The organism is Chryseobacterium sp. MA9, assembly GCF_024399315.1.
Taxonomy (GTDB): Bacteria; Bacteroidota; Bacteroidia; order Flavobacteriales; family Weeksellaceae; genus Chryseobacterium.
On record NZ_CP075170.1, the window covers coordinates 777,546 to 796,369 of the forward strand.

At 40.6% G+C, this 18,824-nt stretch carries 10 protein-coding genes; all 10 read left to right on the forward strand.

The genetic code is table 11. The features are described 5' to 3' along the window. Positions 1-127: 127 nt before the first annotated feature. Entirely contained in the window at positions 128-1,348 is a 1,221-nt protein-coding gene (locus KIK00_RS03475; protein WP_255815161.1) for an SGNH/GDSL hydrolase family protein, read from the forward strand. Positions 1,349-1,365: 17 nt separating this feature from the next. Next, the gene (locus KIK00_RS03480) at positions 1,366-3,891 is read left to right on the forward strand and encodes a glycosyl hydrolase 115 family protein (RefSeq protein ID WP_255815162.1); all 2,526 of its coding nucleotides are present in this window, start codon (positions 1,366-1,368) and stop codon (positions 3,889-3,891) included. A gap of 262 nt (positions 3,892-4,153) precedes the next feature. After that, the gene (locus KIK00_RS03485; RefSeq protein ID WP_255815163.1) at positions 4,154-6,892 is read left to right on the forward strand and encodes a T9SS type A sorting domain-containing protein; all 2,739 of its coding nucleotides are present in this window, start codon (positions 4,154-4,156) and stop codon (positions 6,890-6,892) included. Between the two features lie 204 nt (positions 6,893-7,096). Further along, complete coding sequence (locus KIK00_RS03490; RefSeq protein WP_255815164.1) at positions 7,097-9,730, forward strand: glycoside hydrolase family 3 C-terminal domain-containing protein; 2,634 nt, start codon at positions 7,097-7,099, stop codon at positions 9,728-9,730. A 51-nt stretch (positions 9,731-9,781) separates the two neighbouring features. Then, the gene (locus KIK00_RS03495; protein ID WP_255815165.1) at positions 9,782-11,770 is read left to right on the forward strand and encodes an alpha-L-arabinofuranosidase C-terminal domain-containing protein; all 1,989 of its coding nucleotides are present in this window, start codon (positions 9,782-9,784) and stop codon (positions 11,768-11,770) included. Between the two features lie 129 nt (positions 11,771-11,899). After that, complete coding sequence (locus KIK00_RS03500; protein ID WP_255815166.1) at positions 11,900-13,600, forward strand: ribulokinase; 1,701 nt, start codon at positions 11,900-11,902, stop codon at positions 13,598-13,600. A gap of 34 nt (positions 13,601-13,634) precedes the next feature. Further along, positions 13,635-14,345, forward strand: coding sequence for an L-ribulose-5-phosphate 4-epimerase (locus tag KIK00_RS03505; protein ID WP_255815167.1), 711 nt, complete (start codon positions 13,635-13,637; stop codon positions 14,343-14,345). 39 nt (positions 14,346-14,384) lie between these two features. Next, positions 14,385-15,881, forward strand: coding sequence for an L-arabinose isomerase (araA, locus tag KIK00_RS03510; protein WP_255815168.1), 1,497 nt, complete (start codon positions 14,385-14,387; stop codon positions 15,879-15,881). A gap of 27 nt (positions 15,882-15,908) precedes the next feature. Further along, positions 15,909-17,066 (forward strand): aldose epimerase family protein, encoded by a 1,158-nt coding sequence (locus KIK00_RS03515; RefSeq protein WP_255815169.1) that lies wholly within the window; start codon positions 15,909-15,911, stop codon positions 17,064-17,066. A gap of 3 nt (positions 17,067-17,069) precedes the next feature. Then, positions 17,070-18,797, forward strand: coding sequence for a sodium/solute symporter (locus KIK00_RS03520; RefSeq protein ID WP_255815170.1), 1,728 nt, complete (start codon positions 17,070-17,072; stop codon positions 18,795-18,797). The last annotated feature ends 27 nt before the right edge of the window (positions 18,798-18,824 follow it).

Consider the following 18,824-nt stretch of genomic DNA (forward strand, 5'->3'; position numbering starts at 1 on the left):
TAAAAATACTTTTCTTATTGCGTTGTTTGGGTTTTGCCTGCAGAACCGTTTATCAGAACTGAGAAAATCTCCGACGGAGGATTTGTAGTAAGAAATTAAAGGTTGATAAAACGAAAAAACAGAAAAAATGCGCTTCAAAAACTTATACATCTTTATCATTTCGGGATTTTTGGTTTCCTGCTCTTCCTCCCAGAGTTTGGAGAAGCATTCATCCAAAGATCAGTGGCTCACTACCTGGGCAACGGCTCCCCAATTGGTGGAACCCAAAAACCTTCCGCCGGAACCGGGACTTTCGGGGAACACCATGCGTCAGATTGTGCGTGTATCTGTGGGTGGAAAAAAATTGCGGTTACGTTTTTCCAATAGGTATTCTACAGACAGCCTTGCAGTAAAAGCCGTTTCTATTGCCGTGCCTTCTGATAGCAGCAATGTAGATGCAGCTACTGTCAGATCATTAACGTTTGGGAAGAAAAACAATTTTAAAATTGCTCCCGGATCTGATATTTATTCTGATGAAGTGAACTTTAACCTGAAGCCTAATTCGTTGCTGGCTATTACAATTTCCTATGGAAAAGTAACCCAATCTGTCACCGGGCATCCGGGGTCAAGAACAACCTCTTTTATTGTTAAAGGTGAGCAGGCGAGTTCAGCAGTATTAAAAAATCCTGTAAAAACAGATCATTGGTATTCGCTTTTTAACATCGATGTAAAGACCAGTGAACCCTCACATGCGGTGGCTATTATGGGAAACTCCATTACCGACGGAAGAGGATCGGGAACCAACAGACAGAATCGTTGGCCGGATATTTTTTCGGAGCGGTTACTGGCAAATCCTTCAACCAGAAATGTAAGTGTCCTTAATTTCGGAATTGGTGGGAATTGTGTAGTGCGAGGAGGTTTGGGTCCTACAGCATTAGACCGTTTTGATTATAACATCCTCAATCAGCAGGGCGTAAAATGGTTGATCATTCTGGAAGGAGTGAATGATCTGGGAGGAACAAGAGATCCTGATGACGCCTCCAAAAGAACAGAAGAACTGATTGCCGCTTACCAGGTGATGATCGATAAGGCACATGCTAACGGAATCAAAGTGTACGGAGCAACGATTCTTCCTTTCGGAAGGTCATTCTACGACAAGCCTTTCCGTATCGAGGCCTGGAAAAAAGTAAACGACTGGATCAGAAACAGCGGGAAGTTTGATGCCGTCATAGATTTTGCAAAACAAATGCAAAGTGAAAATCCGGAAGTCATCTTAAACGATATGCACGACCATGATTTTCTTCATCCCAATGAAGCCGGTTACAAAAGAATGGGAGAATTTGTGGATCTGAACTTATTTAAAAATTAAAATCAAAAAGATATAGTATGAATTTTACAAAAAACATTTCGCTGTTTCTTACGTTGTTGTTTATATTTTTTGTAAAAGCAGCCGAACCATTTATTTCTTTTGCCAAAACAGAAAATTCGGTGGTATTGAAAGAGCGCAATTCAGGTTTGATGCTTTTTTCAGACAGTGATTCGGATAAAGGAATTCTGCGTGCTGTTGCGAATCTTCAATCTGATTTTCAAAAAGTAACCGGTGTTCAGCCTCATCTTATTTCCCAAAACCCTGGAGTGAACGGAATGATCATTATTATTGGGGAAGCAGGTAAAAGCAAAGCCATTGATGATTTAATCAGGCAAAAAAAGCTGGATGGAAAAATATTAACAGGGAAAAGAGAAAAATATATCATTCAGAATGTCAGTAATCCTTTTCCGGGAGTTTCTGAAGCCATCGTGATTGCAGGAAGTGATAAAAGGGGAACGATTTATGGAATTTATGAAATGTCCCAGCAGATAGGTGTTTCACCATGGTATTATTGGGCAGATGTTCCGGTTCCGGCAAAAGAAAATTTATATTTCAAAAAAGGAATGTATACCGATGGTGAGCCTGCTGTAGAATACCGTGGTATTTTCCTTAATGACGAGGAACCTTCGCTTGGAGGATGGGCCAGAGCAACATTTGGCGGAGTAAACAGTAAATTCTACGAAAAAGTTTTTGAGCTGATCCTGCGTCTTAAAGGAAACTATATCTGGCCGGCAATGTGGGGAAAAGCTTTTTATGACGATGATGCTCTGAGCGGGCCGTTAGCGAATGAAATGGGTATTGTCATGGGAACTTCTCACCATGAACCTATGGCTTTGGCACAGACCGACTGGCACAGGTATATCAAAAAAAATAATCTGCTGAATGTCTGGGATTACTCTAAAAATGCTGAAGTTTTACAGAAATTCTGGAAATCCGGAATAGAAAGAAGCAAAAACTGGGAAAAGCTCGTTACAGTAGGAATGCGGGGTGATGGTGATGAAGCAATGGGAGAGGGAACCAATATTTCTCTGCTGGAGAAAATCGTAAAAGACCAGCGTAAAATCATTGCTGATGTTACGGGGAAAAAGGCTGAGAAAACGCCCCAGGTCTGGGCATTGTATAAAGAAGTTCAGGACTACTATGATAAAGGAATGAGGGTTCCGGATGATGTGATCCTGCTGTTCTGTGATGATAACTGGGGAAATGTAAGAAAGCTTCCGGACCTTTCAAAACCTTTGCATAAAGGAGGCTATGGAATCTATTACCACTTTGATTATGTAGGCGGCCCGAGAAACTCCAAATGGATTAACATCAGTCCCATCCAGAGAGTCTGGGAACAGATGAATCTTTCCTATGAACATAAAGTAGATAAGCTTTGGGTAGTGAATGTTGGAGATTTAAAACCTATGGAGTTTCCGATCAGTTTTTTCCTGGAAATGGCTTGGAATCCAAAGCAGTTTAACACTAAAAATCTTTTCGAGTATACCGAAAAATGGGTTGCCCAGCAGTTTGGAGATAAACACGCAAGAGAAATTGCAGGGATGATTAATCTGTATGCCAAATACAACAGAAGAGTAACGCCTGAAACCCTTGACAGTAAAACGTACAGCCTTCAGAATTACAATGAATTTGAAACGGTTTTAAATGATTACAGAGAATTGGCCATAGAAGCTTTACGGTTAAAAGAACAGATTCCTGCCGAATATCAGGATGCTTATTATCAGTTGGTTCTGTACCCGATTGATGCATGCAGTAATTTGTATGAAATGTACTATGCCGTAGCAAAAAACAGGAAACTGGCAGCTCAATATGACTTAAAAGCAAATTATTACGCAGATAAGGTAAAAGAGTGTTTTGAGAGAAATGCTTATCTGGATCATAAATACAATAATGTGATTGCCGGTGGGAAGTGGCAGCACATGATGGACCAGATGAGAATAGGATACAAAACATGGGCAGACGGAAAGGAAAACATAATGCCTGAAGTTACCTATGTTTACAATGATAATGCTTCGAAAGAAAAAATATTTCAGGAGAAAAACGGCTATGTTTCCATTGAAGCAGAAAATTTTGCAAGAATGAGCAATTCTGACCGAATCCATTGGGAAGTGATTCCTGATTTCGGAAAAACAAAGTCGGGAGTGACAACATTTCCGCAGAATGCATATCCTAAAAGCGATGAAAATATCTGGCTGGAATATGATATCAATTTTGAATCAAAAGGGGAGTTTGAAGTCCAATTATTATTAGCTCCGACTTTAAATTTTAATCATAATAAAGGACTCCGCTACGAAATTTCTTTTGACAACGAAACTCCGCAAATTGTCAACTTCAATGGCCATTACAAAGGGGAATTGGGAAAATGGCAGTCCGAACATATTATTAAATCCGTAACAAAGCATTTGATTCAAAAGGCAGGAAAATATACTTTACGCTTCAGAGTGCTTGAACCTGGCATTGTCCTGGAAAAAATACTGATCAATACCGGAGGTTTAAAACCTTCTTATCTGGGCGCTCCCGAAAGTGAAATGTTAACTAAATAACAATATTAATAAGAAACAACACTTTAATTATGAATCAGTAATCTTAATTCACATTCCAATCTAAAATACAGTTCCCTGACAGAGAATGAAGAAAAAGAACAGCGGATGATTTTGTAAGCAACTTTATTTAACAGATCGCTGCCTGATATAATTCGGGGTATTTTCCTGATGGTTTTTGAAAATTAACTGTCTTGAGGGGGATTCTATTGCCTTTATTTCAATTGTTTACACACAAAATCACGAATATTTAAACCAAAACATTATGAAAAAAATTTTAAGTCTTGTTACCATTCATTCTATAGCTCTGTTTTGCAGTCTGATGCTGCAAGGCCAGCTTACTACAGTGAAAATTGATAAGAATACTGCTTATCAGAAAATCAGAGGATTCGGAGGATTTGTCTGCAGCCCTCAGTTTGCTTACAACCATATGTCTACAGCAGAAATTCAGAATCTCTGGGGGGCTTCCAGTGAAGGCGGATACAATATCATGAGGCTGTATATTCCCGAAAACAGTAGCAACTGGAGCTCCGTATTGGCTACAGCACAGCTTGCCAAATCAATGGGGCTTACCATTTTTGCTTCGCCATGGACAATGCCTGCAGCCTGGAAAACCAACAACCATGTAAATGCAGTGTACACCGATACCAATGGAGTACAGCAGATCGGATATTTAAAGCCGGAAAATTACCAGGATTATGCGCTTTATCTTAACAGCTTTGTTACCTATCTCCAGAACAACGGAGTAGAGCTTGATTATATCTCCATTCAAAATGAACCGGATGAAATGGCACAGTATCAGGGATGTATCTGGACTCCTGCGCAAATTACCACTTTCATCAAGAATTACGGACAGCTTATCAATTGTAAAGTGATTGCCCCGGAAAGTGTGGGATTTACGGATAATTTTGCCAGTGCTTTGCTGGATCCTTCGGCAATGGCCAATTTCGAAGTGTACGGCGGGCATCAATACGGGCTTATGCAGTCTACCTACAAACAATTCCAGAATTACAACAAAGAAATCTGGCAGACAGAATATCTGATCAACTGGAATTCTTCATCCACACAGCCGGCCCGTGATTTCAGCTGGAATACAGATGCATTTACTTTTGCAGGCAGTGTCAACAATGCATTACTGGGAAATATTAATGCATGGATCCATTACTCTGCCAAACGTTATTATGGCTTGATGGGTGACGGAACTTACGGAACTACCGTAGGCGTAATGACTAAAAGAGGCTATATCCTTTCACATTATGCCAAATATACAACTGGCAAAACAAGAATAGAAGCCAAATGGGATGACAAAACCGGAGTTTTACAGGGATCTTCCTATATTTCCCAGGATGGAAACCAGGTTGTTCTTATGGTCATCAACCCTTCTCAGAACTCCTATAGTTTAAAAGTTGATCTGCCTTTTTACACGACTTCAGGAACAAAAGTACTGACTAATACACAATCCAATATGGTGAGCACACCTATTTCTTTGAGTGCGGCAACATTCCGGCCTACTGCTGATATCAGCCCTTCCAGTGTTATGACTTTCGTTTTTAATAAAAGTGGTGACAGACCTGCTTCTCTCATGACAGGCGGAGATATTCATTATAATAAAATTGAAACACAAACTCCTACCAGTGCAGCTTTTGGTACAGGATTCAATATAAGCAATACAACGGTGACGTTCTCCAATCCAAGCCCCCTTATCAGTAATAATATGACTGCGGTTAACGGATATCTTCAGCTTAATGACAGGTACAATAAACTGATCCTGCATGTAAACAGCTATACAACGGCGGGACAAAGTTACTCAGACAATACAACTTTATACTATATTAACAGTCAGGGCATAACAAAATCATATAATTATGGCAAGATTAATTTTCCACAGGGAGGAAACTTCGATATTACATTAGATATTTCAAGACAGGTGCTTACAGACGGATGCAAAGGAATTTTAGGATTGAGAAATTCCAATTACAGCTCTGTGCTTACGATTAATCTGGGAGATGTTTATTTCAATGTGGGTAATGAAATTGCTTCTAAATTTGGAGGGACCTATTCCGCAAGCGACAGCTATCTGATGGATGCGCTGGAAAATGGCTACTACACTTCTGTAGACTTCAGAAATGCAGCAGGAATTACTTCCTCCAATAACTGGCAGCCTATGAGTGCTAACACTAATAGCATTTATTATGTGAATTCAAACGTAAGTTCATCTGCCAATAATGTGATTTCAGGTACAGCTTGTTCAAATCTTGTCCTTTCCGGCCAGGGTATGGATTTTCAGGTGCCGTTTAACTTCACAGCCAATACAGCTTCTTACAGCCGTACCTTTAATGGTTATGACGTGCTGATCTTGCCATTCCAGGCTAATATACCTTCCGGAGTTACTGCTTATCTGATGTCTCCGGATGCAAGTAATATCAACTGTACTGCAATTTCAAATGGAATCATTCCTGCAAATACTCCGGTAATCATTAATGCTACAGGAAATATTACTTTCAACGGTTCAGGAAATGTTTCCACGCCCAAAGCAATCACGGTCAATCAGATGAACGGTGTCTATCAGAGCATCAAGGTTCCGGCCAATGCCTATGTTTTAAAAACAGAAAACGGAGTAACAGGCTTCTATAAAGTAACTGCAGGAAGTGAACCTGCAATAGGATCTTTCAAAGCCTATCTTACAGAAGAGAATGCCTATTCAGCCAACGTTCTTCCTTTAAATTTTGGATCGTTAAGTGCCAGGAATCTTCCTGCTGAAGCCAAAAAAGAGAGTGTGAAAATATATCCTAATCCGGTAAAAGCAGATCTTTTTATTGATTCTGATTTTTCAGAAGCTGTTGCCAATATTTTTGATGGAAAAGGAAGTGTCATCAGATCCGGATTGAAAATAAATTCAGGAAAAAACAATATTAATATTGCAGATTTCCCGGCTGGTATTTACTTTATTGAGGTTACTCAAAAAAATAATGTAGTGGTGAAACAAAAATTTGTCAAAGAGTAAATTGTATCCAAAGCCATCATAAGATCAGCTTATGGTGGCTTTATCTATATTCCATTCGATGATGGATTAAAATAAAAATTGAAACAGAGAAGCATTAAAAAAATATATACAGTCATCTGTGAAAATTTGTGAAATCTGTAGTTAAAAATTATTAACCGCAAAAGTCACAAAAGCTTTTAGGACTTTATTGAAACCATAATATTTATGAAAAGAATTGTATTAACCCTATATGCAACATTGGCGGCACCTTTATTATTCGCTCAGAGCCATTATAAATACCCGTTCAGGAATCCGGATCTCCCGGTTAATGAAAGAATAGAGAACCTTCTTAATTTACTCACAACGGAAGAAAAGATAGGAATGATGATGGATAACTCCCAGGCAGTTCCGCGCCTTGAAATTCCTGCCTACGGATGGTGGAATGAAGCACTTCACGGGGTGGCAAGAGCAGGAACAGCTACTGTTTTTCCACAGGCTATCGGGATGGCGGCCACATGGGATGTTCCGGAGCATTTTAAAACTTTTGAAATGATTTCTGATGAAGCACGGGCAAAATACAACAGATCTTTTGATGAGGCCTTAAAAACAGGGCGGTACGAAGGACTTACTTTCTGGACACCCAATATCAATATTTTTCGTGACCCAAGATGGGGAAGAGGCCAGGAAACCTATGGTGAAGACCCTTATCTTACCTCTGTTCTGGGCGTTGCTGCAGTAAAAGGTCTGCAGGGAAACGACCCAAAATATTTTAAAACCCACGCCTGTGCCAAACATTTTGCGGTACACAGCGGACCGGAATGGAACCGTCATTCCTATAACGCAGAAATTTCTAAAAGAGATCTGTATGAGACGTATCTTCCCGCTTTCAAAGCATTGGTTCAGGAAGGGAACGTAAGAGAAGTAATGTGTGCCTACAATGCTTTTGACGGCCAGCCATGTTGTGCCAATAATACTTTGCTTACTGAAATTCTCCGTGGAAAATGGAAGTATGACGGAATGGTGGTCTCAGACTGCTGGGCACTGGCTGATTTTTTTCAGAAAAAATACCATGGCACTCATCCTGACGAAAAAACAACCGCAGCAGATGCCCTGAAACATTCTACGGATCTGGAATGCGGAGATACCTATAACAATCTGAATAAATCTCTTGCAAGCGGACTGATTACCGAAAAGGATATTGATGAGTCGATGCGCCGAATCCTGAAAGGCTGGTTTGAGCTGGGAATGCTTGATCCGAAATCGTCTGTTCACTGGAACAAAATTCCTTATTCTGTAGTCGATTCTGAAGAACATAAAAAGCAGGCACTGAAAATGGCACAAAAGTCAATTGTGCTGATGAAAAACGAAAAGAATATTCTGCCTCTCAGCAGAAGTATTAAAAAAATTGCCGTTGTAGGACCAAATGCCAATGACGGATTGATGCAGTTAGGAAACTATAACGGAACCCCTTCTTCAATTGTCACGATTTTAGACGGAATCAAAACCAAATTTCCAAATGCTGAAATTATCTACGAAAAAGGAAGTGAAGTAACAGATCCTTCGTCCAGAACCTCACTCTATCAGAATTTCATCAGTCAGAAAAACGGCGCGAAAGGAATGAAAGTAGCGTTTTTTAATAACAATGAATTCAAAGGCCAGCCGGCAAACATTTCCGTAAATTCCACCGCCATCAGCTACAACAGCTTTGGAGGAACCCAGCTTGCGCCCAATGTAGGAAGAGAAAATACCTCAGCTATCATTTCAGGGGTTTTCAAAAGTACCTATACAGGAGAGGTTGTGTTTTCTGCTTCCACTTCTGATATTTATACTCTTTTTGTGGACGGGAAAGAAATCGCAACAAGAAAAGGCCCTGATGCAAGACATCCTTCGGAGTTTCCTGTAAAAATGGAAAAAGGAAAAGAATACCAGATAGAACTGCGTCATACACAAAAAGGAAAATATGTAAGCATCAGTTTTGAAGTGTATAGAAAAGACCCTGTTAATTTTGCTTCGGTGAGGGAAAAGGTGAAAAATGCAGACGTCATTGTCTTTGCAGGCGGACTTTCTCCAAGTCTGGAAGGTGAAGAGATGATGGTGAATGCAGAAGGCTTCAGAGGAGGTGACAAAACTTCGATAGCCCTTCCTAAAGTCCAGCGGGACCTGTTGGCGGAGCTTAGAAAAACCGGAAAACCTGTTGTTTTTGTTCTTTGTACCGGAAGCGCTCTGGGATTGGAACAGGATGAGAAAAATTATGATGCCCTGTTGAACGCCTGGTATGGCGGACAGTCCGGAGGAACGGCTGTAGCAGATGTTTTGGCAGGAGATTATAACCCTTCCGGAAAATTACCCATTACCTTTTACAAAAACCTTGCACAGCTGGATAACGCTCTTTCAAAGACAAGCAAGCACGAAGGATTTGAAAATTATGATATGCAGGGAAGAACGTACCGTTATATGACGGAAAAGCCTCTTTATCCGTTCGGGCATGGTTTGAGCTATTCAAAATTTGCTTACGGAGATTCAAAACTGAGCAAAAATACAATCAGTACCAATGAAAATGTGATGATCACAATTCCGGTCACCAATATTTCAGATAGAGACGGCGAAGAAGTAGTGCAGGTATATATCAAAAGAAATAATAATTCCCAGGCCCCGGTAAAAACGTTAAGAGCCTTTGAAAGAGCTTTAATCAAATTTAAAGAAACAAAAAATATTCAGCTAATCCTTTCCAAAGACTCATTTGCGTTCTACGATGCAAAAGCAGATGATCTGGTTTCAAAACCCGGTGACTATACCATTTTTTATGGTGGAACTTCTGATGATACGGGGTTAAAAAGTATTCCGTTAAAAGTAAAATAAAATTGATTCAGGACAAATTGAGACATGCTTTAGCTTCAAAATATACGATCTATGACAACAAAAAATAAAATATTCTCAATCGCGATTTCTCTGAGTGCTGCTTTTTTTTCGGCTCAGAGTAATACGATCCGTACTTATAACCTGGATCTGAAAGAAACTCCTGCACCTGTTAAAATACAACCCACCATGTATGGGATTTTCTTTGAAGACATCAATTTTGCAGCAGATGGCGGATTGTATGCGGAACTGATTAAAAACCGGAGCTTTGAATTTGACGAACCATTTACAGGCTGGAAACAGCCTAACACAAAAACACTTTCTCCTAATCTGGATTCCGGGTTTCTGACCATTTATTCTGACCCTTCCAAGACCAATAAAAATTACGCACGAATTACCGTTTTCAATGATAAAAATTACATTCTGGAAAATGAAGGATTCAGGGGAATAGGGCTTCATCAGGGAGAACAATATGATTTCAGTTTTGACCTGGAGAATGTTTCAGGAAATATTGCTGCGGTAAATGCAAGTCTTGTTGATGAAAATGGAAAGGAAATTTCTTCAGTTTCCACGCTCATAAAAGGAAAGGGATGGCAGAAATATACAGCCGTTTTTAAATCACCACAAACTGTAGAAAAAGCAAAACTGCGAATTACATTTACCGGAAACGGCATCGTGAACATGGATATGATCTCCCTCTTCCCTCAAGATACCTGGAAAGGCAGAAAAGGAGGCTTACGAAAAGATCTCGTTCAGAAACTATATGATTTGCAGCCCGGATTTTTGAGGTTTCCGGGTGGCTGTATTGTAGAAGGTAGAACTTTGGCAGAACGCTATCAGTGGAAAAAAACAATAGGAAATGTGGCAGACCGTAAATATCTTATCAATAAATGGAGTACAGGATTTCCGCATCGTCTTACACCGGATTACGGACAGTCTTTCGGGCTGGGATTTTATGAATATTTCCAGCTTTCCGAAGATCTGGGTGCAGAACCGGTTCCTATTCTGAGTTGTGGTATGGCATGCCAGTTCAACACAGCAGAACTGGTCAAAATGGAAGACCTCGATCCTTATGTTCAGGATGCTTTGGATCTGATTGAATTTGCCAACGGAGATTCCGGAACAAAATGGGGGAGAATCCGTACTGAAATGGGGCATCCAAAGCCTTTTAATTTAAAATTTATCGGAGTGGGAAATGAACAGTGGGGAGCAGATTATATCGAACGCTATAAAGTATTTGAAAAAGCCATTCATGCAAAATATCCTGACATTAAGATCATCTCCGGAAGCGGACCGTCACCCGATGGCGAGTTCTTCGAATATGGCTGGAAAGAACTGAAGCAGCTTAATGCGCAGATTGTAGATGAGCATTATTACAATTCTCCCGAATGGTTTATGAAAAATGCAGGCAGATATGATCACTATGACCGTTCCGGACCAAAAGTGTTCGCCGGAGAATACGCTGCCCAATCAGTAGGAGTGGTAAAACCTGATAATAAAAATAACTGGCTGACAGCCCTTTCAGAAGCCGCTTTCATGACCGGACTTGAAAGAAATGCAGATGTGGTCTATATGACTTCCTACGCACCGCTTTTTGCCCATGTTGATGGCTGGCAGTGGACGCCCGATCTCATCTGGTTCAATAATTTGAAATCCTACGCCACTCCCAATTATTATATTCAGAAATTATTCTCCAACAATAAAGGAACAGATTTACTGAAAATAGAAAGTAACGGAAAAGCTGTGTCCGGCCAGGAGAAGTTATATGCTACAGCAGTAAAGGATGTTAAAACTCATGAGATCATTATTAAAATGATCAATACTGATACTCAGGCAAAAATGGTAAATATCAACCCCGGAACTCTGAAAATTGGTAAAAAAGTGACCCAAATTCTTCTGTCTGCCCCACAGCTTTCCAGTGAAAATAATTTCGATGCTGAACCTGTGAAACCCAAAGAGGAGAATTCAGAAGCTAAAAAAGGTAAAATTTCAACAGAGATTCCAGCCAATTCTCTGGTTATTTTAAAGGTGAAAATAATTTAATAAACTGTTATGTAGCATGTTATAGAAAATAAGTGTGTTTTTTACATTTATTTAAAATAGAATCTTATATTTGTTTTTATCTCATCAGGAGAATTTAAAATCTCCAATAATCAAAAACGTTTCACCACCATGAAAAAATATGTTATCGGGCTGGACTATGGTACAGATTCCGTACGGGCCGTCCTTATTGATACTGAAAACGGGTCGGAAATAACTTCTTCAGTCAGTTATTACCAAAGATGGAAAGAAGGCAGATATTGCAACCCCTCAGTCAACAGTTTCAGACAGCATCCTTCAGATCATATGGAAGGCCTGGAGAAAACCATTTCAGAAGTAGTAAGAGAAAGCGGGATACCGCCGGAGCAGATTGTCAGTATTTGTATTGATACTACAGGCTCTTCACCGTTGCCTGTAACAAGTGATGGAGTAGCCTTAGCATTGGTTCCCGGATTTGAAGAGAATCCTAATGCTATGATGGTTTTATGGAAAGACCACACCGCTATCCGCGAAGCCGAAGAAATCAATACCCTTGCAAGAACCTGGGGTGGAGAAGATTATACAAAATATGAAGGCGGTATTTACTCTTCAGAATGGTTCTGGGCCAAAATACTACACATCAGCAGAGTGGATGCAGAAGTAAAAAATGCGGCTTATAGCTGGATGGAGCACTGTGATTATCTGACTTTCCTTTTATCAGATCATAAAGACCTGGCCACCTTCAAAAGAAGCCGTTGTGCAGCAGGTCACAAAGCCATGTGGCACGAGTCATGGGATGGTCTGCCTTCTGAAGAGTTTCTCAACAGGCTAGATCCTTCTCTGGGAGAGCTCAGAGGAAGGTTATACCGGGAAACGTATACTTCAGATGAAATAGCAGGATATCTGAATGAAGAATGGGCCGCTAAAACGGGTCTTACAACCCAAACCATTATTACAGTAGGAACTTTTGATGCCCATTCAGGCGCAGTAGGAGCCAGGGTGGAAGAAAATACACTGATCAGGATCATGGGAACTTCTACCTGCGATATTATGGTGGCCTCACAAGAAGCTATCGGGGATACAACAGTTAAAGGAATATGCGGACAGGTTGACGGCTCCGTAATTCCCGGACTGATAGGGCTTGAAGCAGGACAGTCCGCCTTTGGAGATGTTCTGGCATGGTATAAAGATATCCTGATGTGGCCGGTTCACCAGGTTATGATGCAATCTGAAAGTATTTCAGATGAACAGAAGACAAAGCTCTCAGATGAAATGGAGGCAGGGCTTATCAGAAAATTAACCCTTGAAGCAGAAAAAATTCCTCTTTCAGATAGTGTTCCGATTGCATTGGACTGGGTAAACGGAAGAAGAACACCGGATGCAGACCAGGAACTCAAAGCAGCGATCAGCCAGCTTTCTCTGGGAACAAAAGCTCCCCATATTTTCAAAGCTTTGGTTAATGCCATTTGTTTCGGAGCTAAAAAGATCGTTGACCGTTTTGAAGAGGAAGGGGTGAAAATCAATAAAGTGATCGGAATCGGAGGAGTAGCAAGGAAATCGCCGTTTATCATGCAGACGCTGGCTAATGTTCTGGATATGCCAATTGCGGTAGCTGCTTCAGATCAGACTCCCGCATTGGGTGCTGCTGTTTATGCTGCTGTATCAGCAGGGATTTATCCTACCGTTCAGGAAGCGAGTATGAAAATGGGTTCCGGATTTGAAGCGGAATACCAGCCGAAAGCGGAAGAAGTACAGCACTACAGAGAATTAATGCAGCAATACCAGAAGCTCGCTGATTTTGTAGAATACAATACCAAACTGAAAAACAACAGGAAAGAACTTCAGAATTTCTGATTCATCAATTTTAACTTTTTGAATGACACTTAAAATGAATACCTATAAAGAACTCCAAAGAGAATGTTATGAAGCGAATATGCAGCTGGATGCCCTGAAGCTGGTGGTCTATACTTTCGGAAATGTAAGTGCTGTAGACCGTGATAAAGGCATTTTTGCCATTAAACCAAGCGGTGTCCCTTATGACATTTTAAAGCCGGAAGATATGGTGATTTTAGACTTTGACGCCAATGTCATTGAAGGCAGGTTCAGACCCTCTTCCGATACGAAAACACATGCTTACCTGTATAAAAACTGGGAAAATATCGGTGGGATTTCGCATACTCATGCCATCTATTCCGTAGCGTGGGCACAGGCACAAATGGATATTCCTGTTTTCGGGACCACCCATGCAGACCATTTAACAACAGATATTCCCTGCGCTCCACCTATGCGGGATGAGCTGATTGAAGGAAACTACGAATACAATACAGGAATCCAGATTCTGGAATGCTTTAAAGAAAAACAGCTCTCTCCGGAAGAAGTAGAAATGGTTCTTATTGGCAATCACGGTCCGTTTACCTGGGGTAAAAATGCAGAGAAAGCAGTCTACAACAGCAAAGTGCTGGAGACCATTGCCGAAATGGCTTATCTCACCAGGCAGATAAACCCTGATGCGGAACGACTGAAAGACTCACTCATCAAAAAACATTATGAACGTAAGCACGGCAAGAATGCTTATTACGGACAGGAATTTAAACACTAAACACTTCAACATAAACAACTATTAACGATCAACAAAATTATGTTAACACCTCTCAATACCAAAGAAGTCTGGTTCATCACAGGAAGTCAGCATTTATACGGACCAGAAACACTGGCGCAGGTAGCAGACCACTCACAGAAAATTGTGGCAGAACTTGAAAAATCTTCTTTCATCCCGGTAAAAATCATTGTAAAGCCAACGGTAAAAACCACCGAAGAGATATTTGAAACCATTGCAGCGGCTAACCATGCAGAAAACTGCATAGGAGTAATTACGTGGATGCATACCTTTTCACCCGCTAAAATGTGGATCAGGGGATTAAAAATTTTACAGAAACCTCTTCTGCATCTGCATACCCAATTCAACAGAGATATTCCATGGTCTACGATGGATATGGATTTTATGAATCTCAACCAGGCGGCTCATGGGGATCGTGAATTTGGTTTTATGGTAAGCAGGCTCCGAAAGAACAGAAAAGTAGTGGTAGGGCACTGGTCAGAAGAAAGAGTTCAGAAGCAGATCGGTGACTGGAGTCGTGTTGCTGCAGGCTGGGACGACTGGCAGGGAACTAAATTTGCACGCTTCGGGGATAATATGAGATTTGTAGCCGTAACAGATGGAGATAAAGTGGAAGCTGAAACCCAATTCGGCTTTTCAGTCAATACCTGGGGAATCGGTGACCTTGTCGGAGTTATCAATTCAATAGGGGAAGGGGAAATAAATAGTCTGATGGAAGAATATGAATCTTCTTATCACATGGCTGCATCTCTTTTGGCAGGAGGAGCCAACAGAAATTCACTGCACACCGCCGCAAAAATTGAATTAGGACTTGAAAAATTTTTAAAAGACGGAGGATTTAAAGGATTTTCAGATACCTTTGAAGACCTTCACGGGCTGGAGCAGCTGCCAGGAATTGCCGTGCAGCGCCTGATGCAGAAAGGATACGGATTTGCAGGAGAAGGAGACTGGAAAACAGCAGCACTCGTACGTGCCATGAAAACAATGGGGCAGGGCCTTGAAGGTGGAAACGCCTTTATGGAAGATTATACCTATCATTTAGACCCTTCCAATCCTTCTATTTTAGGCTCCCATATGTTGGAAGTAGATCCTGTGCTGGCCGCCGGAAAACCTTCATGTGAGATCCATCCGCTGGGAATCGGGGGAAAAGCAGATCCGGTTCGTCTTGTTTTTAATTCCAGAGGAAATATTGATTCTCTGAACGCTGCCCTGATGGACTTTGGAAACCATTTCAGACTGCTGATCAACAAAACAAAAGCATTGGAAATTACAGAAGAGCTGCCAAAACTTCCGGTAGCAAGAGTTTTATGGAAACCTCTTCCTGATTTATATACGGCCGCAGAAGCCTGGATACTTGCAGGAGGGGCACACCATACATGTTACAGTGAAAATATTTCAGCAGAGCAACTGGAAGATTTTGCTGAGATAGCAGGAATTGAATCATTAGTAATTGATGAAGATACCAAAATACGTGATTTTAAAAATACACTTCGTTGGAATGAAATGTATTATCGTTAATTAATTGTAAAAAATATGTAAATAATTATGAAAAAAACAACATATAACGGCATTTTTATTTTATTATTTTTAATTATTTTCGGTTGTAAAAAAGAAAATAATAAACAGGATATTTCAGGAAAAATGGAGAACATTTCTACTTCAGACTATGGAGTTACGTCAAAAGGCGATTCTATTAAAAAATACACGCTGACCAATAAAAACGGGATGAAAGTTGAGGTCATCAACTTCGGTGGAATTATCACTTCTTTAACCGCTCCGGACAGAAACGGGAAATATGAAGATGTGGTACTCGGCTTTACAAAACCCGAAGGATATTTTGATGGCAACCCTTATTATTTCGGTGCTTTGATCGGAAGATACGGCAATAGGATTGCTAATGCAAAATTCTCACTGGAGGGTAAAGCATACGAAATTGATAAAAATGATGGACCCAACAGCCTTCACGGAGGAAAAGAAGGATTTCATACCAGATTCTGGAATATTGAAGTTGTAAAGGATGTAAAATTTCCGACATTGAAATTATCTTACACCAGTGCAGACGGTGAAGAAGGTTATCCGGGAAAACTGACCACAACCGTTTTTTACACGCTTACAGACGATAATGCCTTGGAAATTTCTTACGAGGCTGAGACGGATAAGCCTACAGTAGTAAATCTTACCCAACATTCTTATTTTAACCTGTCCGGAAATTTTACAAAAACGATTACCGATCATGAAATGCAGATTAATGCAGATAAGTTTTTACCTGTGAATGAAACTCTGATTCCTACCGGCGAACAGAAAGCAGTAAAAGATACTCCCTTTGATTTCACTGTTTCAAAACCCATCGGAAAAGAAATCAATGCAGACGATGATCAGCTGAAAAAAGGAAAAGGATATGACCACAACTGGATTCTGAATGGAAAAGGACTCAGAAGCATCGCCAAAGTATATCACCAGGGTACAGGAAGACTGATGGAAGTTTTCACCGATGAGCCTGGTGTACAGTTTTATTCCGGGAATTTTCTTGATGGAAAGTTTGATACCAAAACCGGTGGCAAAAATGAATTCAGAACAGGATTCTGCTTAGAGACACAGCATTTCCCGGATTCGCCAAATCAGCCTTCTTTCCCTTCTACAGAATTGAAGCCCGGACAGAAGTACCAGTCTAAAACCATCTATAAATTCTCCGTTAAAAAATAAACTATGGGAAAATTAGCAACTATTGATATCATCATATTCCTGATCTATTTCGTAGTGGTAGCTTCCTACGGATTATGGATTTATAAAAAGAAAAAGTCTGAATCTACAGGAAGTAAAGATTATTTCCTTGCCGAAGGGTCATTGACCTGGTGGGCTATCGGAGCCAGCTTAATTGCTTCTAATATTTCTGCTGAACAGTTTATCGGAATGAGCGGTGAAGGTTTCTTTGTCGGAATTGCCGTTGCCGCCTATGAATGGATTGCTGCCCTTGCGCTGATCATTATTGCGGTCTGGTTTATTCCGATCTATCTTAAGAATAAGATCTATACTATGCCTCAGTTTCTGGAGAGAAGGTATAACAAATCTGTTTCATTGATCATGGCAGTGTTCTGGCTGTTTCTGTATGTTATCGTGAATCTTACTTCCATTCTTTATCTTGGAGCTCTTGCTATTGATACTTTGTTGGGAGGAGAACACCTTCACGGTATTATGATCGCCCTTTTGCTTATGGCTCTTCTGATCGGTCTTGGAGGGATGAAAGTGATAGGATATACAGACGTTATCCAGGTAGCAGTGCTTATTATCGGAGGCTTTGCAACGGTTTATATGGCTTTACAGATTGTGGACCAGAGAATCAACGGAGCTGCAGTAGGTAATGCTCTGGCTGGTTTCAATACCCTGATCAATGAGGCTCCGCAGCACTTTAAGCTGATTCTTCAAAAACCAACAACTACGACCACTACTTTGGCAATGCCTCAAAACCTTGATGTACAGAAGTATGTCGTGTTACCAGGTCTGGCCATGTATTTTGCAGGTCAGTGGATTGTTAACCTGAACTATTGGGGCTGTAATCAGTACATCACCCAAAGAGCTTTGGGGGCAGATCTGAAAACAGCAAGAACGGGAATTTTATTTGCCGGTTTTCTGAAGCTATTCATGCCTGTGATTGTTATGCTTCCGGGAATTGCAGCGTATGTATTATATTCCAAAGGACACCTTCCGGGATTCAACGGAGTGAAAGACGGAGCCTACTCTGCAATATTAGGATTCTTACCAGTAGGATTGAAAGGATTGGCCATTGCAGCGTTGACAGCAGCGATTGTGGCTTCACTGGCTGGAAAAGTAAACAGTATTTCAACCATTTTTACGCTGGATATCTATAAAAAATACCTTAAAACAGACGCCACCGAAATTCAGATGGTGAGAACAGGCCGCTGGGTTATTATTATTGCGATGATGGTAGCATTAGCCTTTACCTGGACAGACGTTTTGGGGATTGGTGGAGAAGGAGGCTTTACATTTATCCAGAAATACACAGGTTTTATCAGTCCCGGAGTGTTTGCCATGTTCCTTCTGGGAATGTTCTGGAAAAGAACAACAGGTACTGCTGCTTTGGTAGGAGTGATTTTAGGTTTCGTCCTGGCCATTTTCTTCAACAGTTTTGCTGTGGGTATTTTCGGAAAAGAAACCTGGATGTATACGGCATTCACTTATGAAAAGCTGGAGAATGGAGTGGTTCATACCATTACAGAGATTCCTTTCCTGATCAATATGGGATGGTCCTTTTTTATCACAATAATTGCCATGATACTCATCAGTCTTGCGGGTCCTAAAGTAAATCCTAAAGCCTTTGCCATTGATGCAACGATGTTTAAAGTGGACAACAGAACTTTAGTTTTGATCGTGATGACACTGCTTTTACTGACTGCCTTATATGTAAGGTTTTGGTAGATTGAACCGTGTACTGAAACATGAAAT